The following is a 24,206-nucleotide window of genomic DNA, read 5'->3' on the forward strand; positions in this document are numbered from 1 at the left end:
GGTTATCTGCCAGCCATGACGGTCGATGCCGATGACGAGCGGAAGTGGCTGACCCGCGGCGTCGGCGCCGTCGGGGCGACGAGCTTCTTCTCCGATGCCAGCCACGAGGTAACCACCTCGGTGCTGCCCACGTTCCTGACCGGAACACTCGGGGCGTCCGCCGCGGCGCTCGGGGTGGTCGACGGCATCAGCGACGCGCTGATCGGCGTGATGAAACTGGTCGGCGGACCATTGGCCAACGACCCCGAACGTCGCGGACGGATCGCGTCCGGCGGTTATCTGGCCACGGCCGTGGCGACCGGAGCGATCGGCGTGACGGCCACGGTCTGGCAGGCCGGCTTCTTTCGCGCGCTGGCGTGGATGTCTCGGGGTGTGCGGTCGCCGTCGCGCGATGCCTTGCTGGCATCCCTGAGCCCAGAATGGGCGCGCGGCAGGACATTCGGGCTCGAGCGCGCCGGCGACAACCTCGGCGCGGTGGTGGGCCCGCTGCTTGCGGCCGGGCTTGTCGCGTGGGTCGGCATTCGGCCCGCCCTCTGCCTGGCCGCGATCCCGGGTCTGTTTGCGGCCGGGGCCATCCTGATCGCCGCCCGCGAAGCACGCCAACGTCGTCAGGCGGGCCAACCGGCAGCCCGGCGACGATTCGACTTTGGGGCGCTGCGCGACGCCGGCATGCTGCGAGCGCTGCTACCGGTGGCCCTGTTCGAATTCGGCAACATCGCAACCACTTTGCTGATCCTGCGCTCCACCCAACTGCTGACCACCCCGGAGCGAACCGTGACCGCGGCGACGTCGCTGGCGATCCTGATCTACGCGGGCCACAACGCGGTCGCCACGGTTGCCTCGCTGGCCGCCGGACGCTGGTACGACCGGGCCGGGCCGCGTGCGGTGTTCGCGACCGGCGCGGCCGTCTATGTCGTCGGCTACCTGGCGTTCGCGGTGGGGGCGCACAATCCGGTGATCATCGCACTCGGCTTCGCACTGGCCGGGGCGGGCATCGGCCTGGCCGAGCCTACCCAGTCGGCCGTCGTGTCTCAACTACTGCCGGATCGCCTGCGCGGCAGCGGGTTCGGCGTGTTGGGAGCGGTCCAGGCGGCCGGTGACGTGGTGGCGACCGTCGTCGCGGGCCTGCTCTACACCCTGGCCTCGCCCGCGGTGGCGTTCAGCTACGCCGCCGCCTGGATGGTATTGGCGATCGTCGCCTCGGGCATGCTGCGTCCGGCGAGGACCTGACACCCCGCCTTCGTCGCTCGAGCGTGAAGCTAGCCCACCACGACCGGCAAGCGCGCCCAGCCACGCACGCTCGCGGTGTGCGCCCGTTGGGCATTCGCGTAGTCGACTTCCCAGTCGGGCCAGCGTTTGAGGACTTCTTCGAAGGCCACCCGGGCTTCCAGCCGGGCCAGCGCCGAGCCCAAACAGAAGTGCAGGCCCTGCCCGAAGCTGAGATGACTTCCGCGGCGGTGGATGTCGTAGCGATCCGGATCCGTGAAGTGGTTTTCGTCGCGGTTGGCCGACGCGTTCAACAACAGCATGAACGACCCCTCGGGAACCACGCGACCGTAGTGCTCGGCATCGCGCGCGACGTAGCGGGCCTGCACCGGAGACGGCGGCTCGTAGCGCAGCGTCTCTTCGATCGCACCCGGGATCAGTGACGGGTCCGCGACGAGTTCGCGGCGCTGATCGGGATGATCCGACAACAGCTGTCCCATGAAACCGATTAGGCGAGCGGTGGTTTCGTTGCCGGCGCCCGCGATCATCGCCGTGTAGGCCAGCACCTCGGTGCGCGACAGCGGCCGGCGCGTACCGTCCGGCTCGTCGATCTCGGCCCGCAGCAGTTCGGTCATCAGGTCGTCGGACGGATGACTGGCCCGCCATTCGATGTATTCGGCGAACAGCGCGATCGAATTCGCGAAGACGTTCGCGTCGACGGCAGCGGGGTCGCTGTCCCTGGACAATTCGATGTTGGCGACGCTGCGGTCCCGGATCTTCTCTTGATCTTCCTCGGGAATTCCCAACAGGTAGCCGATGGTCCGCATCGGCATCATCGCGCCCAGGTCCGCGATGAAATCGAACCCGTTCCCGCCGACCAGCGGGTCGAGCTCGCGGACACAGAAGCCGCGCACCAGGTCCTCCACCGCCAGCATGCGCCGGGGCGTGAAGACCCGGGACAGCAGCTTGCGGTGCAAATCGTGCAGCGGCGGATCCTCGAACAGCAGAATGCCCGGTGGCACTTCGATATTCGCGAACAAGATGTCGGCTGTGGTCCCGCGGCCGGACCGGTACGTCTCCCAGTTCGGCAGTTCGCGGACCACGTCGTCGTATCGACTCAGCGCGTAGAAGTTGTACTTCTCGTTGTAATACAACGGCGCTTCTTCGCGCATCCGCTTCCACACCGGGTACGGGTTCGAGTCGATCTCGACATCGAATGGGTCGTAATACAACTCGACGGCATTGGCGCTTGTCATAGTCGGATCCCTAACTCAGTCGTTGCGGTGCAAGAAGCCGTGCAGGAGCGCTTGAACGAGTTCCTCAACGATGACCTCCCGCGGCGGTGGCGTGTCCCCGAAGTAGGTGGAACGCAGCGCGGCCATGCCGGCGATCATCGAAACAGTCGAGTGGGCCGGCAGGTCGGGGTGGTCGGACCGCAACCCCCGCAATTGCATTCCCTCAACGCTGATTTGGCCCAGCACCGTGACGGCGCGGCGGATCTCGGCGATGCCGGCATCGGCCTTCTCCTCCTCGCTGAGACTCTCGGCCGCCATCAGCGTCAACAGCAGACCCTGATGTTCGACGAACACGTCGTAGAGCTGCGACACGAAAAGCCGAGTCAGCTCCTGCTCGTCGGTCTCCTCGGGGACCACCGCCTGCCAGGTCTTGCCGAATTCGTCGACGAAACTGACGAACGGCACGACGAGCGCCTCGCGGAACAGCGCCGCCTTCGACCCGAAGTTTCGGAACAGCAGGTGCTCGGTGACCCCGGCGGCCTGGGCGATTTCCCGCGTGGTGGTGCTGCGATAGTCCTGTCCGGCGAAGAGCGCCCGGGCGGCGTCCAACAGCAGCCGGCGCGGCTCCCCACGGGGCCGACGCACCACCGTCGCCTGCTTAATCGCTCGCTGGGACACCGAGGTCCACTCCTCCCAAAACGCCTTGGGGATAGTATCCACTATCCAGATAGGATAGTATCCACTACCTTAAGGAGGCGCATCATCGAAAGGGTGACACCATGGGCGCTGTCATCATGCTCGGCACGTTGTTCGGCCTGATCATCCTAATTTTCGGGCTGGTACTCCGCTTCGATCCCGAGGCGCGGCGCAGCGACGAGGGGCGCCCGTGAACACCGAAATGACGCCGGTGATGGCCGGGGCTCAGTACTTTTCCTACGCCGCGAGCATCACGTTCCTGATTATCGGGATCTACTTGAGCTACCGTCGCCGCCGCATCCATCCGCTGTTGCTGCTCGGCATCTCGGCGATCTCGTTCTCCTGGATCGAGTCCCCCTACGACTGGGCGATGTACGCACAGTTTCCGCCGGCGCTGCCCCGCATGCCGTCCTGGTGGCCGCTGAATGTCACGTGGGGCGGGTTGCCGTTGGCGGTGCCGATCGGCTACGTCTCCTACTTCATCATCCCGGCCGTGACCGGTGCGGCACTCGGACGTTGGCTGAGCGCAAAGTTCAACTGGCGCAGGCCGATTACCCTGCTCGTCGTCGGCCTAGTCGTCGGGTTCTGCTGGGCGTTGTTCTTCAACGCCTACACCGGGGCCCAGCTCGGCAACTTCTACTACGGCTACGTGATTCCCGGCCTGGCGATCTTCGAAGGCACCAGGCACCAGTACCCGCTGTACGACTCGCTCGCCATGGGCATTCAGATGATGGTCTTCACTTATCTGCTCGGCCGCACCGATGCGGAAGGCCGCAACGTCATCGACATGTGGGCCGACAAGCGATCGAAGAGCCGGGGGCAGTCCGCGGTGCTGTCGATCGTCGCCGTCATCGTCATCGGACATGCGGTGTATCTGTCGGTCTTTGCGCCCCACCTCATTACGAAGCTGGGCGGCTATGTGACCGCGGGCCCGACGGAGCAGCTGTATCCGGGCGTCCCGAACCAACCCAAGTGAGACCCTCGCGCCCAGCGTCGAGTTGTTGCGCCAAAATTGGCGAATTTCTCCCAACAACTCGACGCTCGCCGAGGAGTAGCGGTCACCCGAGCGCTTCGGGCAACACCTCTTCGCCCACCCGCTTGAGGTAGGGCCACGCGATGTCGGGTGGCAGCCCGCCGCACAACGGCGACAGGTTGAGCACCTGGCCGGCTTTCACCCGCGAAATCGCTTCTGGCACCGAGATAATGATGTGCGATGTGGGCGCGGCGCGCAGCTCGTCGACGGATTTCACGTGCGAGAAGCCGGCCGTCGTCTCGTCGCCGGGATTCCACGCCGCATAGGTTTTCACGTCGTGCAGCAGATGCTCCCCGATCTCTTTCCACGCCCGATCCACGTCGTCGGCGACGAAGACGACCGAGGGGGTGTTGCGGTCGGGAAACATCGTCGGGCCGGGCTGATGGCCATGCTCACGACAGGCCTGCTCGTAGGCTTCCTGCATGCCGGGTTCGTTGGCGTTGCCCAGCATGCCCAGGCCGTATCGGCCGGCCCGGCGCGCGGCGGCAACCGTTCCGCCACCCCACATCAGCCCCGGCCCGCCGGGAGTCAGCGGCCGCGGTGTGACGGCGATGCGCCGCCCGTTTTCTTCGACGGTTTCCCCGGCCAGCAGTCGCCGCAACAGCGCGAGCTTCTCGTCGCAGACGCGACCGCGGGTCTTGATCGGCACACCGAAGTGCTCGAACTCCTCGGGCCGATAGCCCAACGCCAGGATGTAGGACGCCCGCCCGTCGCTGATGATGTCGAGCACCGCCATGTCCTCGGCCAGGCGCACGGTTTCGTAGAACGGCAGGATCAGGATCAGGCTCAGCGCCAGCCGCTGGGTTCGCGAGGCCACCGCCGAGGCCAGCAGAAACGGGGACGGCAGGTAACCGTCCTCGGAGCCGTGGTGCTCGCACAACACGGCGGCCAGACCGCCGTGTTCTTCGGCCCAGGCACACATTTCGGGTGCGGCCGCGTAGAGATCGGCCGGGGCCGCGGCCCACTCGGGATCGCGCATGTCGAAGCGCAGCGTGTACACGGCAATGCACGTTACACGTTCAGCCGAAGGCGTAAAGCGGAAGCGTCGTCGGGATGTCCAGCGAGCTCAGCAGGCCCGGTGGCGCGTCCACGACGTACGGGATCGCGTTGACGACGCGCATTGCCGTGGCGGCCATCGCGGCGTGGCCCGCGGCGTGCCCCTCCGGCGCCCCGAGCGTCATCTCGCAGTGGATGTCGGGATCTCCCTCGATGTCGACCCGATACGTAGCGTCGCAGTCCGACGTCGGCCAGTCGGGTGCGACGTCGCGCGCCATCCGGATGACGTGCTCGATGACGATGGCCTCGGCACCGTTGACGACGCCCGCCGCCCGGGTGCGGACCGCACCGCAGCTGCCCGCCTTGATGGTGCCGAACGCGACCTCGATGTCCCTATTCGTCAGCTCCCGATCGAGCGAACCGCGGATCTGTTCCACCTCGACGCCGAGGCCCGCGGCGATCAGGTAAATCGGTGCTTTCCAAGCCATTTCGATGAACCCCGGCGTCTTGAGCATCGGCTCGAAATCCAGCGGCCGGCCAAAGCCCATCCCGTCCATCATCACGTCGGCCACCGGGTAGTGATCGTTGAGGGCGACCTCGCTGGCGGTGATCCGGCGGATGCGCTTGGACTGCGTCGTCATCAGCAACGCCAGCTGATCGGACGCGAAACCGGGAAAGATGCCCGACACGTAGAACGACGCCCGGCCGGCCTTGGCCGCCTCGTCCAGATCGTCACGCCAGTTGGGGGCGAAGTAGGACGGCGGGTACACCAGGCTGGTCGATGACGTCGACACCACGTTGATGCCCGCCGCCAGCAGCCGCACGTAGTCGGGCACGGCGGCGCCGTCGCGGTCGGGGCCGCTGGCCGCATACACCACGCAGTCGGGCGCCAGCGCGATCAGCGCGTCGGCGTCGTTGGTGGCGATGACGCCCATCGGCTCGCCGCCGACCAGTTCGCCGGGGTCCTTGCCGACCTTCTCGGGCGAATGTACCCAGACGCCAACGAGTTCCAGATCCGGTCGACGCCTGATGGCATCGATGGCGATCGATCCCACTCCGCCGGTCGACCACACCACGATCCGCATCAGGAGTTCTCCTCACCTATCTTGGCGGCGGCCGCGGCACGCTCGAGATACGGCCACGCCACCTCCGGCGCGACGCCGCCGCACAGCGGGGCCAGTGGCAGCAGCTGCCCGCCGCGCACGTAGTCGGTCGCCTGCTCGGGCGTGAAGATGCGGTACGGGCCGTTGTCCTCGCGCAGCGCCGCCACGCTGTCGGCGCGGGTGATGCTGGCCACCGAATCGTCGTGCGGCCGGTAGGACGCCGCTGTTTTCGCGTCGTGCAGCAGGTGTGGCCCCAGCTCGTCCCACGCCTGATCGACATCGTCGGCTACGAAAACCGCTGTCGGAGAACCTGGTTGGGGGAACTGAATGATTCCGGGGTGGTGCCCGTGCGCACGGCACTGCGCCTCGTAGTAATCCTTGAGCCCGGGCGAGGCGGTCTGGGAGATGAACCCAAGCCCGTGCCGCCCGGCCCGCCGCGCGGCGGCCTTGCTGCCACCGGCGATCAACATCATCGGCCCGTTCGGCGACGCGCACGGCGGGGTGACGCGAACTTCACGGCCCCGGTACTGGACCGATTCGCCCCGCACCAGCGGGCCCAGCACGTCCAGCATCTCGTCGGCGGTTCGGCCGCGCGTGCTCATGTCGATGCCGAAGTGGTCGTATTCCTCGCGTCGATGTCCCACGCCGAGCGCGTAGGACACCCGTCCGCGGCTGATCAGGTCCAGCACGCTCATCTCTTCGGCGAGCCGAACCGGATCCCACAGCGGAATCGGCACGGCGGCCAGCAGAATCGCCAAAGTGTTCGTCCTGGCCGCGATCGCCGATGCCAGCGTGAGCGGTACCGGCAGGTGGCCGTCGTCGGCACCGTGGTGCTCGGACAGCACGGCCAGTACGGCGCCGCGGGTCTCGGCCCACGCGCACATGTCGATGGCCGCGGCGTACAGGTCGGCGGCCGGTCCGGCCCACGCCGGGGCGCGCATGTCGAACCTCAGCGTGAACATCATCGAGTCCGGCGGCGGGCAAAACGGGGGTCGGCCCTCACATCCCGCACCCTAACCTAAAATTTGTTCATTAGGATAGTAGTTACTCTCTTAAACCCTTGACCGTGCGGGCTCGCGGCTGTTAGCTTCCGAGTCGAACGTTGGGTAACTGCCGGCGTAAGGGCAACGGCCGCCTCAGCTTTCATCGCGCACGCAACTGAGGAGGAGCAACATGACAGCTCAGCGGGTAGTGGTATGGGCGACGGGCGGAATCGGTTCGATCGCCATCCGCGCCGTCGATCGGCGCCCCAATCTGGATTTGGTCGGGGTGTGGGTGCACTCCCCGGAAAAGGACGGCAAGGACGCCGGCGAACTCGCCAACGGCGAGCCGATCGGGCTGAAGGCCACCACCGACGCCGACGCGCTGATCGCCCTGAAACCGGACTGCGTGATCTATGCGGCCAGCGGTCCGGAACGCGACGCCCTGGCCATCCCCGACTACGTCCGGCTGCTCGAGGCCGGGATCAACGTCGTCACGACGAGCACCACGCGTCTGGTCAACCCGCACGCCTACGAACCCGCGGAGTGGCGCGACCAGCTGGCCGCCGCGGCCAAACAGGGGCAGGTGTCGCTCTACGCGTCGGGCATCGAGCCGGGCTTCGCCGCCGACTATCTGCCGTTGGTGCTCTCCACCCAATCGTCGTCCATCGACAAGGTGCACGCGTGGGAGATCGGCCTGTACGACGACTACGGCGTGCCCGACATCATGAGTGACGCATTGGGTTTCGGCCGCCCGCTCGACTACCAACCGTGGATCGGCTTCCCGGGCGCAATCGCCGGCGAATGGCAAGGACAGATCCGATTGATCGCCGACGCGCTGGGAGTCGAGGTCCAGGAAGTCCGCGAGTTCTTCGACCGCGCGGTCACCGACCGGACGCTCGAGGTCGCGATGGGCACCGTCGAGGCCGGAACCTGCGGCGCGCTGCGGATGCGGGCGACCGGCGTGGTCGACGGCCGCGAAGCGATCATCATCGAGCACGTCACCCGCCTGGCACACGACGTCGCCCCGGATTGGCCGGAAGGCATCGGCGACCTGTCCTACCGCGTCCAGATCAGCGGCGATCCCGATATCGACTGCACGCTGGCGGCAACACTGAAGGATCCGCAGCGGGCCGGGGTGGGCGGCATGACGTCCGGGGCGGGCGCCATGGTCGCCACCGCGATGCGCGTCGTCAACGCCGTGCCCTACGTCGTCGCCGCCGAGCCGGGCCTGTTGAGTTCGGTCGACCTGCCCTTGACGATCCCCAAGGGCGCGTTTGTGACCGGGTAACCAGGACCCAACCGCGCGGCCTAGTCTGCGGGAGTGACGCCGAATCCACTCGAGGAACTCACGCTGCAGCAACTGCGGCTGCGCACCAGCATGAAGTGGCGTGCGCACCCGGCCGATGTCCTGCCGTTGTGGGTTGCCGAGATGGACGTCATGCTGCCGCCCACCGTCGCCGAAGCGCTGCGTAGGGCGATCGACAACGGCGATACCGGCTATCCGTCGGGCACCGCACTCGCCGAGGCGGTCGGTGAATTCGCTTCGCGGCGTTGGCAATGGCACGGACTCGACGTCGGCCGCACGACGATCGTTCCCGACGTAATGCTCGGAATCGTTGAGACGCTGCGGCTTATCACCGACCCGGGCGACGCGGTTGTCGTCAATCCTCCGGTTTATGCGCCGTTTTACGCGTTCGTGACGCACTCGGGCCGGCGGGTGATCGAGGCGCCACTCGACGCCGAAGGACGAATTGCGTTGGACGCGTTGGAGGAAGCGTTCACCCGGGCGCGGGCGTCGGGCCGAAGGGTCGCGTACCTGCTGTGCAATCCGCACAACCCGACCGGGACGGTGCACACCGTCGACGAACTGCGCAGCGTGGCGGAATGCGCCCGGCGGTCGCGGGTGCGGGTGGTCGCGGACGAGATTCACGCACCGGTGGTCTTGTCCGGATCGCGATTCACGCCGTACCTGAGCATCCCCGGTGCCGAGGACGCGTTCGCGCTGACCTCCGCCTCCAAGGCGTGGAATCTTTCCGGGCTCAAGGCGGCCCTGGCGATCGCCGGGCCGGAGGCGGCCGCGGATCTGCGGCGGATGCCGGAGGAGGTCAGCCACGGGCCGAGCCACCTGGGCATCATCGCGCACGCCGAAGCGTTCCGGACCGGCGACGACTGGCTCGACTCGCTGCTGCGAGGGCTGGACACCAACCGGACGTTGCTGAGCGACCTGATCGCTGAACACCTTCCGAAGGTGAAATATCAAGGCACCCAAGGCACGTACCTCGCCTGGCTGGATTGCCGACAGCTCGGCTTTACCGAAGACGCCGCCGACGGCCTGGCGGTGGTGGCCGACCTGTCGGGGCCGGCTCGCTGGTTTCTCGACCACGCCCGCGTCGCGCTGAGCTCCGGCCACGTCTTCGGCAGCGGCGGAGCCGGGCACGTGCGGCTGAATTTCGCTACCTCGCAGGCCATTCTCACCGAGGCCGTGTCGCGGATGGGCCGTGCGCTCACCCAGTAGCACTGCGCAACAATGCTTTTCGACTAGGCGCTGACTTCCTCGGCGCCGCGGCCCAGGTTGCGGAATCCCCCGGCCGGTTTCCGGAAGCCCAGCATGACGCGCAACGAATTCAACTCGAATTTCGCCTTGGCGCCGAGGCGTCCCGGCAGGTTGCGTTCCGGAACCAACGGTGGCATTTCGGAGTCCGACAGGTCGATGTAGTGCGTCGGCGTTTCTCCGATCCCCTCGAAATCGTGCGTCAACGGCAGGCATCGTTGCCGTACCGAGTCGTCGAGGCCCTGGACGACGGCGTCCGTCATCAGCACATACTCCGAGACGGGCACCTGGTTTTTGAGCATGCGATGCACCAGGATGACGTCGACGCTGGCGAGCTTGCGCTGGCGCTTGATCTTTTGCTCGGCCGCCTCACCCTCATGCGTGACGAATTTGATCGTCAGATTGTCCAGTTGCGCGCACGAGTCGCAGCCGCAGTCGAAGTCCTTCTTGATCCGCTCGCGTCGGGCGAAGAACGACTGGCGCATCTGCGACAGTCGCTCGCAAACCAGCACTTTGGGGTCACCGCCGGGTCCCCAGAAGAAGACCGCGTCGCCCTCGAGTTCGGCCACTTTGAGGCCCTTGCCAGCGTCGATGACGGATTCCAGCAGCTGCGCCACCGCCAATTGCGCGTGCGCCAGGTGCATCCGGTTCCAGTTCATGTAGTGCGTGTACCCGCTGATATCCGCGATGAGCAGAACGCCGCGCCGGATCGCCATAAATTCGCTAGTTTAGTGGCCTGCCAGGTTCTTCCCCGATGAAACTTCGTACTGGACGAAGTGGCGTCGCGGAGAGAGGCTAGCAGGGGTGCCCGTCCACCGGAGGAGCTGAATATGGATGTGCTGCGAACCCCGGACTCCAGATTCGAAAACCTGGAAGGCTATCCGTTCGTAGCGAACTACATCGACGTGGCGGCAAGCGACACCCCGCCGGTGCGCATGCACTTTCTCGACGAGGGCCCGGCCGACGGGCCGCCGATCGTGCTGCTGCACGGCGAACCCACCTGGAGCTACCTGTACCGCACGATGATTCCGCCGCTGGTCGAGTCGGGAAATCGCGTGCTCGCACCCGACCTGATCGGGTTCGGCCGCTCCGACAAGCCCAGCCGGATCGAGGATTACACCTACTTGCGGCATGTCGAGTGGGTGACGGCGTGGTTCGAGCGCCTGCGCCTGAAAGAAGTCACGCTGTTCGTCCAGGACTGGGGATCGCTGATCGGTCTGCGCATCGCCGCCGAACAGGGCGAGCGGATCGCGCGCATCGTGGTCGCGAACGGCTTTCTACCCGCGGCGCAGCGCAAGCCGTCTCCGGGGTTTCTGGCGTGGCGGGCCTTCGCGCGCTACTCCCCCGTGCTGCCGGCCGGTCGCATCGTCGCGGCCGGCACCGTCCGCAGGGTGCCGCCCAAGGTGCGAGCCGGGTATGACGCCCCCTTTCCGGACAAGACGTATCAGGCCGGGGCCCGGGCATTTCCGCAGTTGGTGCCGACTTCGCCCGACAACCCGGCCATTCCGGCCAATCGCGCGGCCTGGGATGCCCTGGGCCGATGGGAGAAACCGTTCCTGGCGATCTTCGGCGCTCGCGACCCGATCCTGGGGCAGGCCGACCGTCCCCTGATCAAGCACGTCCCCGGTGCGGCGGGCCAGCCGCACGCCCGCATCAGGGCCAGTCACTTCATCCAGGAGGACAGCGGACCGGAACTGGCCGAGCGCGTCCTGGCCTGGCAGAAGCCCCTGCTCTGAAACCCGTCACCGGGCGTTGGCCAGTCGCGCGACGCCGCGCATGACGGCACGACTGACCGCGTGGCGGACCTGGTCGACCGTCGACGCGGCCGCCGGCGGGCCCGCCGTCCCGAGACGGGGGAACAGGCGAAGCGCGTTGGTGCGCTCGATCGCCGCACGGGCATCGGCGTCCAGGCCGGGGTAGGTTTCCAGGCCCGCGGTGAACAGCTTTGCCGCCACGATCGGCGCGAAGGGAAAGTCGGAACCGAAGGTCACATGCCCGGGCTGAGCGAACGCAAGCAGGCTCGGCAGTGCCGCGGCGGTCGACGACAACGCGGTGTCGAAGTAGAAACCGGCGAGGTCGTCCAGGATGTCGGTCAGGCCCCGTCCGGTGTCGCTCGTGATCCCGATCGCCATTCGGTGCGACGCGTAGGGCACGAACCCGCCCGCATGACTCAGGATGAATTTAATGTTGGGGTACTTGCGGCGAATCTCGTTGCGGACCAACAGGTATGCCGCGCGGGTGGTATCGAGCAGGAAATCGGTCGCGAACGGTAGCACCCCGGGCACCGCGGGCCCGGGCAGGTCGGCCGGATGGATGAAGACCACCGTCGACCGTGCATCCAGCGCGGCGAACAAGTCGTCTTGTCCGTCCTGGCCCAGATAGACGCCCGCCGCGTTCGCCAGCAGGATCACGCCGTCGGCGTGCAATTCGTCGAGGGATCTCGCCACCTCGTCGGCGGACTCCTTGACATGTGGCATCGGGATCGTCGCGAAGAACCCGAACCGATCGGGTTGAGCGGTAACGACAGCGGCCAGGTATTCGTTGACCTCGCGGGCCAGCGCCGCGGCGTCGGCCGGATTCGGCACGAACGTGGTGCCCGGCGCGGACACCGACAGAATCGCCGTCCCCACGTCGAGGTCGGCCATCGCCGCCAGCGATGCCTCCGGACTCCAGTCCGGCACGGCGCGCCCACCGGCTTCGTCAATACCCGCTTTACGCAACAGCTCTCGATAGAAATGCGGTACGGCATGATGGTGGGTGTCGATACGCGGCATCGTGGCTCCTTACGTAATCGGCGTGCTCAGCGGTCCGGAATGCCCGCACCGGCGAGTGCGGGAACGACATCCTCGCTGTGCAGTAGCGAAGCGGCGCCGGTTTTGAGTTGGGCGAGCTTGTCGCTGATCGTAGGCCCCTCGGGGGTGTGGCCCCAGATGCTGATGCCCCGATGGGTGGTGGGCTTCCAGGTCGCCTCGTCGACCACGATGGGGTTCCAGCCGAGTTCCCATTCGAATCCCGATGGCGTGACCGCGTAGAAGGACAGTTCCTTGTCGTTGGTGTGCTGGCCGACCCCCAGCGCCATGCGGAAGCCGAGTTCCTTGACCCGCTGGTATGCGTCGGTCAGGTCGTCGAGCGCGGCTACCTGGATGTTGACGTGCTGCACCCGGGTGCGAATCGGGTTGAGCCGCAACCGGTTCACCGCGGCGATCGCCACGGAGTGGTGGCGCTCGTTGACCCGCAGGAACCGGATCTTGAGCTTGAGGCCGCTGATCGTCTCGTCGATGTAGTCGGACAGCCGCGCGTCGAACACGGTGCTGTAGTACCCACGGACCTGATGCGGTCGCGTGGTGGTCACCGCGACGTGGCCCATGCCTGCCGCCCCGGTGACGAATCCGCCGCTCGCGGCCAGCCGGGGCGGCGCGGCCGCGCGCCGAGCGCGGGTGAACACCTCCTGGGCCAGACCGTTGGGTCCGGGGAAGCGGACCAGACGCTCCACCCCGCGCAGCGCGGCCTGGTCGTCAGTGCCCTCGGTGACGGGCACGCCGTGTTGCCGGACACGGGCGAGGACCGTCTCGAATGACTCGTGGTCATCGAGCTGCCAACCGAGTGCGGTGACATCCTCGGCGTCGCCGCGGTCGAGCAGGAAGCGGCACTCGTGGTCGTCGAGGCGGAATCGCATCGCGCCCGCTACCGCCTCGTCGAGGTGCATGCCGATCGCGTCGCGGCCGAATCGACGCCAGTCGCCGAACTTTTGGGTCTCGATCACGACATAGCCCAAATGAACGTTGCCGAATACCGTCGGAGTCATCGTTCGCCGTCCAGGAAATCGATGGCCAGCCGATTGAACAACTCGGCGCGTTCCCACTGCACCCAGTGCCCGGTGCGCGCGGTCATGACCAGCTGGGCGTTCGGCAGCAGGTTCAGCAGCATCGGGCCACCGGCGGGGCGATTGACCTTGTCGTCACGGCCCCACAGGATCAAGGTCGGCGTCATGAGGTGCCGAAGCCGGCGGTCGCGACTGAGATCCATCCGCCACAGGCTGCGCAAGCCGGACGGGCGGCGCAGCGGCGGATTCGCCACCACCTCCGGGTCGATCGACGCCCGGTAACGCAGGTCGATCAGTTCGTCGGGCACCGACGCGCCGTCGTACACCAGGTAGCGGCGGATGAACGTGGCGAGTTTGTCCCGGCTCGGGCCGTCGCCGCCGTAGTAGGACAGCAGGCTTTTCAGCCCGGCGCTGGGAAGGCTCCGGGTGGTTCCGATTCCGCCCGGCCCCATCAACACCAGCTTGCCGATGCGGTCCGGGGTGTCCAGCGCCAGCCGCAGTGCCGCCGCGCCGCCATAGGAGTTCCCCACGAAATGGGCTGTGCCGATGCCGAGTTCGTCGACGAGACCGCGCATCATGTCGGCCAGGTAGCCGAACGGGTCGTCCCGTTCGACGCCCTTGACCGACCTGCCGTAGCCGGGCATGTCGGGCACGATCACCCGGAAGTGCGCCGCGAGGGCATCGACATTGCGGGAGTAGTTGGACAGGCCCGACGCGCCGGGGCCGCCGCCGTGCAGCAGGACGACGGGCGGCCCGGTCCCGGCTTCGGTCAGAAAGATCGGTTTGCCCGCGACGTCGACGATGCGCTCGGCGAGCTGGACGGCGGTCATGCGCTGACTCCGATCGTCTCCGGCGCGGCCACACCCAGATTTGTGAAACCGGTCGGCGGTGCCGGAAGTCGTTGCCCGGCAGCGGCGGCGGCGTAGATAAAACCGTCCGGTCGAGGCACCACTGCGGCGGCGTTCTTGTCCGCAAACCAACGAGTCAGTACGCCGTCGTGGTCCCAGATGGCACCCGCGCGAGGGTGGTACTTGGTCATGCTCATCGAGACGGCACCCAACCTCTCCCAGACATCCACTCCGTCCGGTCGTGCACCGAAATGCAGTACCGCCCAACGCCCGCCGATCACGTCGTCCAGCAGGAGTTTGTTCCCGGTCGTATCGGTCACCCACGGCTGTGGCAGCTGCCAGCCCGTGGCGGCATGCGCATCCGGCGCGAGAAACCCGTCGCGGTAGTGCGCGTCGGGAATCCAGATCAGCGCGCGCCCCGCTTCGAGCACGCCGGGTATGCGCGTCAACGTGCGCAGCAGGTGATTTCGCAGGAACACAAGCGGCTTTCGTCGTTCGGTGATCAGCCGCCCGTTACGAACCGTCCGACGGGTGATCTCGGTGACGTGCGGTTGGCGTTCGACCTGATAGGTGTCGAGCAGCGAGTCGGGTGCGTGGCCGCGAACTACCGCCGCGAGCTTCCAGCACAGGTTGGCCACGTCCCGCACACCGGCCGCCATGCCTTGCCCGAGCCAGGGCGGCATGGCGTGCGCCGCGTCGCCGGCCAGGAAGATGTTGCCGACGCGCCAGCGTTCGGCCACCCGCACGTGATGGCTGTAGACGACGGCCCGCAGGATTTTCACCTGGTCTTCGGTGACACCTTGTTCGTGCAGAACCTCCCACACGGCCTCGTCGGTCACGAGTTTTTTCTCGTCCTCACCGGCGCGGGCCGGGTATTCCCATCGGTGATGCCCCAGCGGCGTCGGGCAGTCCACGGTCGGGCGTTTCGGATTGCAGTGAAACCGCATCCGGTCGTGAGCGTCCCACTCGCGAATCATCTTGGTGTCGATGACCACCCAGCGCTCCCGATAGGTGCGCCCCGTGTATCCGATTCCGAGCATGCCGCGCGTCGATGAGGATCCGCCGTCGGCGGCGATCACATACGACGCCCGAATCCGCGCGAGGGTGTCGGACCGCAGGTCGGCCAGCAAGAGTTCGACGTATCGGGATTGTGCGTCAACAACATTCAACGCCCGCAGACATTCGTGCTCGAGGAGGATCTCGACGTTGCCGAAGCGCGCAACGCCCTCGCGGAGTACCTGGTCGACCGCCGGCTGGTAGAGGAACTGTTGCGCCGGGTGCCCGCAGCCGCGCGGCGTCATGGTGGTCTCGATGAACGGCACCCCGTTGGCGTCGACCCAGGCCAGCGGCCGATCCGGCAACATGTCCCGTTGCAGTCGGTCGGACAGGCCGATCGACTGCCAAATGCGCATCACCTCGTCGTCGGTGGAGATGGCGCGGGCCCGCCCGTACACGTCGGGATCGCGCTCGACGACGATCACGTTGAGGCCAAGGCCGCCAAGCAGATTGGCGGCGGTAGCGCCGGTCGGCCCGTAGCCGATAACTGCGACGTCGTAGCTGGAGATCATCGCTGTCTCTCATTCGCATCGCCCGGTAACCGGGGCCTGAACCTGTAGTGATCACTACAGTAATGTAGTGTTTATTACACTAAGGTGGAGACCCGCCGGAGTCAAGACCCAAACGCAAGGAGTCCCGATGGCCGACACCAAGCCGCAGACGTCCCCGCGACGCCGCCGGGTCGACGGTGAAGCCTCCCGGATCCGCATCCTGGATGCGGCGACCGAAATTGCCAGCGAGCGCGGTTACGAAGGCACCAGCATCGCGCTGGTCAGCGCCAAATCGGGCCTGCCGGCCAGCTCGATCTACTGGCACTTCAAGGACAAGGACGACCTACTGGCCGCCGTCATCGAACACAGCTTCGCGCGTTGGCGTTCGGCATGGCAGCTGCCCGCCGAGGGCACGGCCCCGGAGCGCCTCGCCGCGGTGGCGCTGCAGATCGCCCAGGCCTTCTTGGACTCCCCCGATTTCCTCCGCATTGGGCTGATGCTTGCCCTCGAGCGGCGTCCCGTCGAACCGCGCGCACGAGCGATGTTCATCGATGTCCGCACACAGATGCAGACCACGCTTTCCGTCGATCTCCGCGACCTCGTCCCCGGCCTCACCGATGTGCAACTGCAGCAATTGATTACCTATGCGGTGGCCGGAGCCGACGGGCTCCTCGTCGCCAAGGAGATCGGCGGCGACTCGGTCGACCTCCCGGCATTGTTCGAGATGCACGCGTGCGCCCTCTACGACCTCGCCACCCGCATGGTCGCCGAGCGGTAATCCCGATCGCCGAATGCGACAATTTTTCTGTCGTCGCGGGTCCCCGAGTGCAACGATCAGCAGATGGACATGATGACGATGGGCCTGATGGGCACGGTCGTGGGCGCGTCGGCCATGGGCATCGCGGGCATCGCAAGGTCGGCCGCCGACAACCTGCTCCCCGGAATGGCGATGAACGGCACCAACAAGCATCAGATGCGCAGCCAAATACATTCGCAGCGATGCGAAGCGATCCAACAGTGGCGCAGCGGCTTGGCCGGCGCGCGAGATGCCTACCGGCAGTGGTCCTGCGGACCTCGCGTCGACGAGCCGCCCAACGTCGTGGGCGACGAGTGGTTCGAAGGGTTGCGGCCCCACATATCCACCACCGGCGAAGCGGCCAAGTTCCGCACCGCTCACGAAGTGCACTGCGACAATCCGACCCTGATGCGGCTTTCGCTCGAGATCGGACGGGTGGAAACGGAGTGGACCGAAGAGGCGAAGGGGCGTCGGCGCCGCAGGCGAAACCGGGAGCGATAGCACGGTTGGCCAGATCAATTTGACAACACTAAACTCTCTGTATGATCACTGATTCCCGTGCCGGACTGCGTTAGGACCATTCGCGATGGGCCGAAAGGGTTGGGGCGGAGCACCACCCGCTGACGACGAGGAAGCGCGCAAGCGCATCATCGATGCCGCTTTGCGCAGCATCGAACGGCGCGGACCGCAGCACACCAGCCTGTCGGTGATCGCCGACGACCTCGGCGTCACCCGCCCCACCATCTACCGCTACTTCGCCACCCTCGACGAGCTGGTCACGGCGGCAAGCGACGTCGCCCTCGGCGGCTGGACCGCCCGGATCGCCGATCTCACCGCCGGCAATGGTGATCCGGTCGAGCTGCTCGTGGAAGCCGTCGCCTACCTCGTCGAGCAGTTACCCGAAGAGCCCGTGCTGATGATGTTGCTCGAAACCGATCAGAGCCGGCTGATGAGTCGGCAGATGGTCTTGGGTGAATCCATCCGGCGATCGCGGGTGATTCTGGAGCGCACCGAAATCGACTGGGCCGCATTGGGTTATCGCGGCAAGGACTTCGACGATCTCGTCGAGTATCTGCTGCGCATCATCCAGTCGATGGTGCTGGTTCCCCCGGACCCGCCCCGGTCGGCAGCGGAATTGCGTGCGGTGCTGCGGCATTGGATCGGTCCGGTGGTGAAGACTCCCCCGCGTTCGGTCGCGAGCAGGGCTAGGACACCGCGCGCGGCGCGTCGCCGACCGCGACGACCTCGGTGACGGGCTGTTCGGGCAGGTCGTCGGCGTGGAACCAGCGAAACGACATCAACCCTTCCGGATGATCCTTGGTCGAGATGGCGTTGGGGTGGTCGAGCTCCTCGCGGCTGATCACGATGGTGATGCTGCCGTCCCGGTTGGGGACGGCGGTGCCGGAATTGATACCGCCACGGCCGTATTCGAGGTCGGGCGCCGCCATGTACTGGTTCCACAGCGTCAGGTTCCAGAACCGGCACTTCGGGTGGTGCGACGTGATCACCAGCGCCTCGCCGGGCTCGAGGGCGTACGCGCCCAAGCTGTAGACGGCGTTTTGCATCGAGTACCCGTGCGTGGCGGCACCGGCCCGGTAGGGCGGGGCAAGAACATTGTGGGAGAGGTTTTGCCCGTCGGCGAGTTCGGTCGGTTTGCGTTCCTGTAGCACCAACGGCACGATCGCGAGCATGTCCTGGGTGTAGCGCAGCGCCGCACGCAACGACTGCGCCACTCCCGCATCGGTTTTCGGCGGCCGCACCGGCAAGCCGCCATGGTAGATGACCTCGATCGACCAGTCCACGCGTCGGCTGTGCGCGGGGTCTTCGTGGTAGTCCCGGGTGAGCACGCCATGCGCGTCCTCGTCGAGAGCGATGAAGGGCCCGTCGTAGTCCCGCGGCCGTTCGGGGCCCAAGACGCAGGAGAAGCGCCCGTCCTCGTGCAGCGGCATGTCCTCGTCGTAGAGCACGCCGACGGTGCGATTGGGCCATGCCCCGGGTTCGGGTTCGTTGTAGACGGCGACCGAGTACATCACGCTCTCGTTCGGAGTTCCGCTGATGCGGTAGGTGCGCCGCGGGTCGATGACGACGTAGCTGTAGTACGCGTCGGTGTTATCCCCGCCCCAGCGGCGGTCCCGGCGAAACGGCGTCAGCACATCGTGGAATCGCGGCGCCACCGGGTCCGCGAACAAGGTCACGTCCAACGACAAACCCAGCATCGTGGCGAGGAATTCGTAGCCCTCGGCGACGGCCATTTCTCCGCGCACCGCCTTGGGTCCTTCGAGGAACAGATTCTCGAAATCCGCGAAGGCGGTGAGTAGTTCGCGCCACGCATCTGAGCTCTGGGAATTGGCCATGAGCAGCATCATATGCGCGCATCAAAATACAGCACAACGTCTCTTGTAAAATGTGTAACGACGTAGGTATGGTCCGGATGTGAGCGACGCCATCCACATCACCGATCTCGCCAAGCCGACATTCTCCCCCGAAGCGCAGGCGATCATCGACGGCATGGCCGCGATGGCCGACTACTGCCCGCTGACCACCGACGCGCTGCACGAGCAGGCCACTGCGCAGACCGGATTGACCGACTTCGGCGAGCAGGACTATCGCGAGCGGATGGCGGTGCTGCTCGAGGCCTTCCACGAGTTGCCGCGGCTGACACCGTTCGGCCGCACGTATGCGTTCTCGCTGATGCTGACCTTTCTCAAGGGCCGACTGCGGGTCATCGACCATCTCAAGCGACACCCCGAGATCTTCGATGTCAGCATTGAAGCGCCCCTGGTGATCGCCGGGCTGCCGCGCACCGGGACCACGCACCTGCACAGCCTGTTGGCGGCCGACCCCGCGCTACGGTCACTTCCGTATTGGGAAGCCCAGGAACCGCTGCCGGCGCCCGGAGAGGAGGGCACCATCGAGCCTCGCCGCCAGCGCACCGGCGACGCCCTCAACATCTCCAACACGCTGATGCCGTATTTCACGCTGATGCACGAGATGACGATCGACCATATCCACGAAGACATCGGGCTGATGGTCCAGGATTTCTCGAGCGGTTTCTTCACCACGCTCACCCATCTGCCCCGCTGGTCGGACTACCTGCGCGACCACGACCAGACCCCCGGCTACCAGTTTCTGCGGATGATGCTGCAAGTGCTGCAGCACCAGGACGGCTACCACCGCCGCTGGGTGCTCAAGTCGCCGCAGCATCTCGAGCAGTTCATCCCAATCCTCAACGTATTTCCCGACGCGACGTTCATCGTCACCCACCGCGACCCCGTCGATGTCGCCGTGTCGATGGCCACGATGATGACCTACACCATGCGCATGAGCGTCGACGAGGTCGACGTGCACACGGTGGCCGAGTACTGGATCACCCGGATCGACGAGCTGCTCAGCGCCTGCATGCGCGACCATGACCGGCTGCCGGCCGACCGCACCATCGACGTCCGCTTCGACGAGTTCATGGCCGACGACCTGGCCATGGTGCAGCGGGTCTGGGACACGGCCGGGTACTCACCGTCCGAGGATTCGAAAAAGGCTGTGGCACAATACATGGCCAGCCACGGGCGCGGCCGGTTGGGCCGCGTCGAGTACCACGCCGAGGACCTGGGGCTGGACAAGGACGATCTGCGTCGCCGCTTCGCCCCGTATGTCGAGCGGTTCGTCAAGCCGGCCGGCGCGAGCTCGGCGTAGCCACGTCGCGCGACACCGTCGCGGTGGCGGCCAGCGCCACCCACAGCACCGCCAGCGCAAAACACAGCGCGGCGTAGGGCAGGTTGCCGGTCGGGGTTCCCCCGCCGGTGATGCCGTCCTTCGCGGCGAAGTAGTCGGGAAGTGCTGTGATCCAGAGAGTTCCGAGCACTGCCAGATAGATCGGCCCGAAGATCCGCACGAACTGGTTTGGCTCCCCGTGGGCTTCGCCACCGCGCCACGCCGCGATCAAGGCCGGAATCGCGTATGCCGCGAAAGCCGCGAGCTCGACAACGAAGACGACGGCCTGAGCGGTCGTGTTCGGATGGCTGCCACCGAAAATCGAGGTTGGGATGCTCAGGATCGCGACGCCCACGGTGACCAGTGCGCCCGCGGCCAGGGTGCGCCACAGCAGGCTCACCGTGCTCAGACCGCTTTCGGCCCTGCGTCCGACCAGCAGCATCACCAGCAGGGTGAGTACGGCCGGACCGAGGGTGGCGAAGATGAAGATGCTCGTCATCGGCACCGACGCGAACATCGGGCGGTTGAGCGGGTTTTCGGTGTTCCAGGCCCACCAGCGCAGCTGCGGGCCCAGCTGATCGAACACTTCGTAGCAGCACTGGTGCACCAGGCCGACGCACACCGAGCCGGCCAGAATCCCGCGGGAGCGGAAAACCCCTAGCGTGCGCACGATTTCGAACGCCAGCGTGGTGACCGCGGGATACAACGCCACGATGTAGAGCGGCAGCCGTTCGTACATGAACTGAACGGTGAAGACGTTGTGGTCGAAGACCACGCCGATCTGATCTTCGACCATGAACAGGTTGGGAAAGTACAGCGGAATCTCGGTGACGAGCAGGTACACGATGGACGCGAACCACAGCACCAGGTTGGTGGGGTCGTTGTCGCGCCGCAGCCGTCGTATCGCCCACCACAGCGCGAGTGCCGCGCCGCCAACCATCATCAGTTCGAGCACCGGCATCGTCGGGTGCGACAATGCGAACGGGTTGCGGATGTGGACCACGGGCGGCGCGTCCTGACACGTGAAATGGCCTAGCGTCGCTGCGATTTCGTCGAATCGCGCGTTGCACTGCGACATCGCTCGACCCTCCCTAGCCGACCGCGGTGTACCAGCGGGCGACGTCCTCGCCGCGCCGCCAGCGCTCGAACCACTGATCGGCGAAGCGCGGCAGCGGCTCGTGTTCCGGTTTGTGATAAGGGGTTTGACTCATCAGCACCCGGCCGGCCGCGACGAGTATCTGCTTGCGCGGCACACTGGCGAAGGCCGACGCCACTTCACTGCCCGATGACAGCTTGCCTTTGAGGTTCTGCCACACCCCGTAGGCGGGCAGCAGCGTTCGGGCGTCGACCTTGCGATCGCTCAATGGCACGTGCGCGTTGACACCGTCGGCGATGACCGCCATCACCTGCAACAGATGCTTGACCACGCCGGGCAGCGCGCGGATGCGGTACCAGTTGTCGCCGACCACGGCGTCATAGATCAGCAGTGCCGAGCTGCGGTGCTCGACCTCTTCGACGAAGTGCCACAAGAACAATGACGCCACCCGGTCGTCTCCCGGACGGAACAGCGTCGCCTCGTTGTCCAGCATGAGTTTGAACGACGGCGTGAAGGTGGCCTCCAGATCGGCGATGTAGGCCAACCGGAATTTCAGCGATGTCGTCGCGGTGAGTGCGTCAAACCGCGCCATCGCATCGTCGAAGGTCTGCTGCAGACCGGGATATCGCTTGATCAGTGCGTTGACATGTTTGCGATGCGAGCTGGAGTGCTGCGCCTCCTGGCGCAGGAACGCCGTCGCCTCGGCCGCGGCATCGGCGTCGGTGATCAGCGGTTTGGCCTCCTGCACCGCGGCGACGATCATCTGCTCGAAGCAGATGGCAATGATCGACGTGGCGTTCATGAAGAAGGAGAAGGCCGGGTTCTCCGGATGCCAAGCCCAGGGAACGTCGTCGGTGAAGTCGAACTTCGGCCGTCGCACCTCGAGATCAGTCACTGGTCCATTCCCGCCGAACGTGATTATACAGAGTTGCATCTGGTGTAAGATCAGATTGTTGCGGCCTCATGAGGATGAGTCAAGGCCTCATGAGGCGTAATAATCAGCCGCCGGGCGGAGATCACCTGGCGCTTAATCAGTTCGACGGGTGTGTCAGCCCGTGGCGGCGAGTACCGCTTGCGCAAGCTCGGGGCGGCACACCACCACGTCCGGCAACTTCGGATCGGCCTGGTTGTAGAGCAGTGCCGACCCGTCGATGCGGGAAGTGTGCAATCCGGCCGCCCGGGCCACCGCCACGGGAGCCGCCGAGTCCCACTCGAACTGCCCACCGGCGTGCACGTAGACGTCGGACAAACCCTGGACGATGGACGCGACTTTGGCTCCGGCGGAACCCATTTCCACCAGCGTGCCGTCCAGCGCGTCGCGAACCGCCAGCGCGATGGCCGGTGGCCGGGTGCGCGATACCACGATGCGTGGCTTGGCCGGCGCGGCGGGAGGTGCGGCTACCTCGGGGGTCGCCAGCGTGACACCCTGGGCCGGCAACGCCACGGTACCCGCGACCAGCTCGCCGGCCTGCCACAGTGCGACATGCACCGCCCAGTCGTCGCGCCCGAGCTCGGAGAATTCCCGCGTGCCGTCCAACGGGTCGACGATCCACACCCGCTCCGAGCGCAACCGCACCGGGTCGTCGGCGCCCTCCTCGGACAACACCGCGTCCCCGGGGCGCTCGGCGCCGAGCGCTTGCATCAGAAAGTCGTGGGATCGCTTGTCCCCCGCGGCTTTCCGTTCGCTCGCGTCCGCGTCGGCGAATTCCTGCCGCACCCCGAGCAACAGCTGCCCCGCTTCGGTGGCCAGGCGTGCGGCCAGGGCGTGGTCATTCATCGTTACTCCTAACACGTCGCGAGACACTCAATACTTCCCTATGTTGGTAGCGTTGACCAAATTTACCGTGCCACGATCCTCCGCGCGGTCGGCGCCCCGACACGGACATCTGACATAACCTGGAGGACGTGAGCGGCAACGTCCCCCCATCGGGCGGGTTGCGGCACATTCCGCGGGGGCGGCTAGCGGTGATCGGCATCGCCGCGGCCCTTCTGCTGGTAGGTGTGCTGATCACCGCCGTAGTGAAGCTGGGCCATGGCCAGGACAGCACGACAGCCCAGTCCACCAGCCAACCACCGCCGCCACCGGACAGCTACGCCATTCCGGGCTGCTACAACCTTTCGGTCCAGCCCACCGCACGCCCGAAAAAGCTCAATGTCCTCGGTTGTGCGAGCGTTGCCGTTGCGCTGCAAGACATGTCATGGAGTGAGTGGGGGCCGCAGGGCGCGGACGGGACCGGCACCGCCGTTTTCAAGCTGTGCGATCCGAATTGCGCGACGGGCACCCAAGTCACGGAGCCGGTCGTGGTGCACGCGTGGAATGCGCAGCAGCCGCGCTCGGACGCCATCTGCGTGGTGGGCCTCAAGATCTTCAGCGACATGATCCTGGCCTTCCCCAAGGGCGTCCCGCCGCCCAACGCGCAACGAATCGACACACAGTACAAGGGGATGCCCGCGGTGCACTACGTCAACTACTCGCCCAGCGACACCCGCGAAACCGAGTTCATCGGCTACACGTTCTGCAATTGAAACGCGCCGAACGTGCTCTCAGGGTGGAAAAGTCGGCCCAAAATCCCGCCACTAGAGCA

24 protein-coding genes are annotated in these 24,206 nt (G+C 66.3%); 10 read left to right on the forward strand and 14 right to left on the reverse strand.

Annotated features, from left to right (window positions below; all coding sequences use genetic code 11):
• The first annotated feature begins 15 nt into the window (after positions 1-15).
• Positions 16-1,230 (forward strand): MFS transporter, encoded by a 1,215-nt coding sequence (locus tag BN973_RS18755; RefSeq protein ID WP_036470068.1) that lies wholly within the window; start codon positions 16-18, stop codon positions 1,228-1,230.
• 29 nt (positions 1,231-1,259) lie between these two features.
• On the opposite strand, the gene BN973_RS18760 is transcribed toward BN973_RS18755, so the two are convergent.
• Both BN973_RS18760 and BN973_RS18765 read right to left on the reverse strand, forming a co-directional pair.
• The gene (locus BN973_RS18760) at positions 1,260-2,462 is read right to left on the reverse strand and encodes a cytochrome P450 (protein ID WP_036470069.1); all 1,203 of its coding nucleotides are present in this window, start codon (positions 2,460-2,462) and stop codon (positions 1,260-1,262) included.
• 15 nt (positions 2,463-2,477) lie between these two features.
• Positions 2,478-3,119, reverse strand: coding sequence for a TetR/AcrR family transcriptional regulator (locus tag BN973_RS18765; protein WP_036470071.1), 642 nt, complete (start codon positions 3,117-3,119; stop codon positions 2,478-2,480).
• A gap of 208 nt (positions 3,120-3,327) precedes the next feature.
• Here BN973_RS18765 and BN973_RS18770 point away from each other — a divergent pair, with 208 nt between their 5' ends.
• Positions 3,328-4,113 (forward strand): spirocyclase AveC family protein, encoded by a 786-nt coding sequence (locus BN973_RS18770; RefSeq protein ID WP_036470072.1) that lies wholly within the window; start codon positions 3,328-3,330, stop codon positions 4,111-4,113.
• A gap of 82 nt (positions 4,114-4,195) precedes the next feature.
• On the opposite strand, the gene BN973_RS18775 is transcribed toward BN973_RS18770, so the two are convergent.
• Genes BN973_RS18775 through BN973_RS18785 form a run of 3 tightly spaced genes read right to left on the reverse strand, consistent with a single transcriptional unit; the run spans position 4,196 to position 7,231 of the window.
• Positions 4,196-5,170 carry an LLM class flavin-dependent oxidoreductase gene (locus BN973_RS18775; RefSeq protein WP_036470074.1) on the reverse strand — a complete coding sequence of 325 codons (975 nt, stop codon included), beginning with the start codon at positions 5,168-5,170 and terminating at the stop codon, positions 4,196-4,198.
• Between the two features lie 19 nt (positions 5,171-5,189).
• Positions 5,190-6,251: an NAD(P)H-dependent amine dehydrogenase family protein gene (locus tag BN973_RS18780; RefSeq protein WP_036470075.1), complete on the reverse strand. Its 1,062-nt coding sequence runs from the start codon at positions 6,249-6,251 to the stop codon at positions 5,190-5,192.
• Positions 6,251-7,231, reverse strand: a complete 981-nt coding sequence (locus BN973_RS18785; protein WP_036472688.1) for an LLM class flavin-dependent oxidoreductase — start codon at positions 7,229-7,231, stop codon at positions 6,251-6,253. Before BN973_RS18785 ends, BN973_RS18780 begins: the two co-directional genes overlap by 1 nt.
• Before the next feature lie 211 nt (positions 7,232-7,442).
• Here BN973_RS18785 and BN973_RS18790 point away from each other — a divergent pair, with 211 nt between their 5' ends.
• Positions 7,443-8,540, forward strand: a complete 1,098-nt coding sequence (locus tag BN973_RS18790; protein WP_036470076.1) for an NAD(P)H-dependent amine dehydrogenase family protein — start codon at positions 7,443-7,445, stop codon at positions 8,538-8,540.
• Between the two features lie 33 nt (positions 8,541-8,573).
• Entirely contained in the window at positions 8,574-9,767 is a 1,194-nt protein-coding gene (locus BN973_RS18795; RefSeq protein WP_036470077.1) for a MalY/PatB family protein, read from the forward strand.
• Positions 9,768-9,790: 23 nt separating this feature from the next.
• Here BN973_RS18795 and BN973_RS18800 read toward each other — a convergent pair whose 3' ends face one another.
• On the reverse strand, positions 9,791-10,519 hold the full coding sequence (locus BN973_RS18800) for a DUF2652 domain-containing protein (protein ID WP_036470079.1): 729 nt from the start codon (positions 10,517-10,519) through the stop codon (positions 9,791-9,793).
• 114 nt (positions 10,520-10,633) lie between these two features.
• On the opposite strand from BN973_RS18800, the gene BN973_RS18805 reads away from it, so the two are divergent.
• Entirely contained in the window at positions 10,634-11,539 is a 906-nt protein-coding gene (locus BN973_RS18805) for a haloalkane dehalogenase (RefSeq protein WP_036470081.1), read from the forward strand.
• Positions 11,540-11,545: 6 nt separating this feature from the next.
• Here the strand turns inward: BN973_RS18805 and BN973_RS18810 are convergent, their stop codons facing one another.
• Genes BN973_RS18810 through BN973_RS18825 form a run of 4 tightly spaced genes read right to left on the reverse strand, consistent with a single transcriptional unit; the run spans position 11,546 to position 16,042 of the window.
• Entirely contained in the window at positions 11,546-12,577 is a 1,032-nt protein-coding gene (locus BN973_RS18810) for an amidohydrolase family protein (protein ID WP_036470083.1), read from the reverse strand.
• A 26-nt stretch (positions 12,578-12,603) separates the two neighbouring features.
• On the reverse strand, positions 12,604-13,608 hold the full coding sequence (locus BN973_RS18815; protein WP_036470086.1) for a VOC family protein: 1,005 nt from the start codon (positions 13,606-13,608) through the stop codon (positions 12,604-12,606).
• The gene (locus BN973_RS18820) at positions 13,605-14,456 is read right to left on the reverse strand and encodes an alpha/beta fold hydrolase (RefSeq protein ID WP_036470088.1); all 852 of its coding nucleotides are present in this window, start codon (positions 14,454-14,456) and stop codon (positions 13,605-13,607) included. Before BN973_RS18820 ends, BN973_RS18815 begins: the two co-directional genes overlap by 4 nt.
• Positions 14,453-16,042: a bifunctional 3-(3-hydroxy-phenyl)propionate/3-hydroxycinnamic acid hydroxylase gene (locus BN973_RS18825; RefSeq protein WP_036470090.1), complete on the reverse strand. Its 1,590-nt coding sequence runs from the start codon at positions 16,040-16,042 to the stop codon at positions 14,453-14,455. The genes BN973_RS18820 and BN973_RS18825 overlap by 4 nt, the downstream gene beginning before the upstream one ends.
• Before the next feature lie 127 nt (positions 16,043-16,169).
• Here BN973_RS18825 and BN973_RS18830 point away from each other — a divergent pair, with 127 nt between their 5' ends.
• From BN973_RS18830 to BN973_RS18840, 3 genes are all read left to right on the forward strand, one after another.
• Positions 16,170-16,799: a TetR/AcrR family transcriptional regulator gene (locus BN973_RS18830; RefSeq protein WP_036470093.1), complete on the forward strand. Its 630-nt coding sequence runs from the start codon at positions 16,170-16,172 to the stop codon at positions 16,797-16,799.
• A gap of 63 nt (positions 16,800-16,862) precedes the next feature.
• The gene (locus BN973_RS18835) at positions 16,863-17,318 is read left to right on the forward strand and encodes a hypothetical protein (RefSeq protein WP_036470094.1); all 456 of its coding nucleotides are present in this window, start codon (positions 16,863-16,865) and stop codon (positions 17,316-17,318) included.
• A gap of 85 nt (positions 17,319-17,403) precedes the next feature.
• Complete coding sequence (locus tag BN973_RS18840; protein ID WP_036470095.1) at positions 17,404-18,069, forward strand: TetR/AcrR family transcriptional regulator; 666 nt, start codon at positions 17,404-17,406, stop codon at positions 18,067-18,069.
• On the opposite strand, the gene BN973_RS18845 is transcribed toward BN973_RS18840, so the two are convergent.
• The gene (locus BN973_RS18845) at positions 18,023-19,171 is read right to left on the reverse strand and encodes a DUF1214 domain-containing protein (RefSeq protein ID WP_036472689.1); all 1,149 of its coding nucleotides are present in this window, start codon (positions 19,169-19,171) and stop codon (positions 18,023-18,025) included. The genes BN973_RS18840 and BN973_RS18845 overlap by 47 nt on opposite strands.
• Positions 19,172-19,250: 79 nt before the next feature.
• Between BN973_RS18845 and BN973_RS18850 the strand changes: the two genes are divergently transcribed.
• Entirely contained in the window at positions 19,251-20,507 is a 1,257-nt protein-coding gene (locus BN973_RS18850) for a sulfotransferase family protein (protein ID WP_036470096.1), read from the forward strand.
• Here BN973_RS18850 and BN973_RS18855 read toward each other — a convergent pair.
• The 3 genes from BN973_RS18855 to BN973_RS18865 form a co-directional block, all read right to left on the reverse strand.
• Complete coding sequence (locus BN973_RS18855; RefSeq protein WP_036470097.1) at positions 20,479-21,603, reverse strand: DUF7802 domain-containing protein; 1,125 nt, start codon at positions 21,601-21,603, stop codon at positions 20,479-20,481. The two genes, BN973_RS18850 and BN973_RS18855, sit on opposite strands and share 29 nt — an antisense overlap.
• A gap of 13 nt (positions 21,604-21,616) precedes the next feature.
• Positions 21,617-22,516 (reverse strand): metal-dependent hydrolase, encoded by a 900-nt coding sequence (locus BN973_RS18860; RefSeq protein WP_036470100.1) that lies wholly within the window; start codon positions 22,514-22,516, stop codon positions 21,617-21,619.
• Positions 22,517-22,669: 153 nt separating this feature from the next.
• A complete protein-coding gene (locus BN973_RS18865; protein ID WP_036470102.1) occupies positions 22,670-23,398 on the reverse strand; it encodes a 3'(2'),5'-bisphosphate nucleotidase CysQ in 729 nt (242 codons plus the stop codon).
• Between the two features lie 188 nt (positions 23,399-23,586).
• Between BN973_RS18865 and BN973_RS18870 the strand changes: the two genes are divergently transcribed.
• On the forward strand, positions 23,587-24,147 hold the full coding sequence (locus BN973_RS18870) for a hypothetical protein (RefSeq protein WP_051641343.1): 561 nt from the start codon (positions 23,587-23,589) through the stop codon (positions 24,145-24,147).
• Positions 24,148-24,206: the final 59 nt, after the last annotated feature.

Source organism: Mycobacterium triplex, assembly GCF_000689255.1.
In the GTDB taxonomy this organism is placed as follows: Bacteria; Actinomycetota; Actinomycetes; order Mycobacteriales; family Mycobacteriaceae; genus Mycobacterium; species Mycobacterium triplex.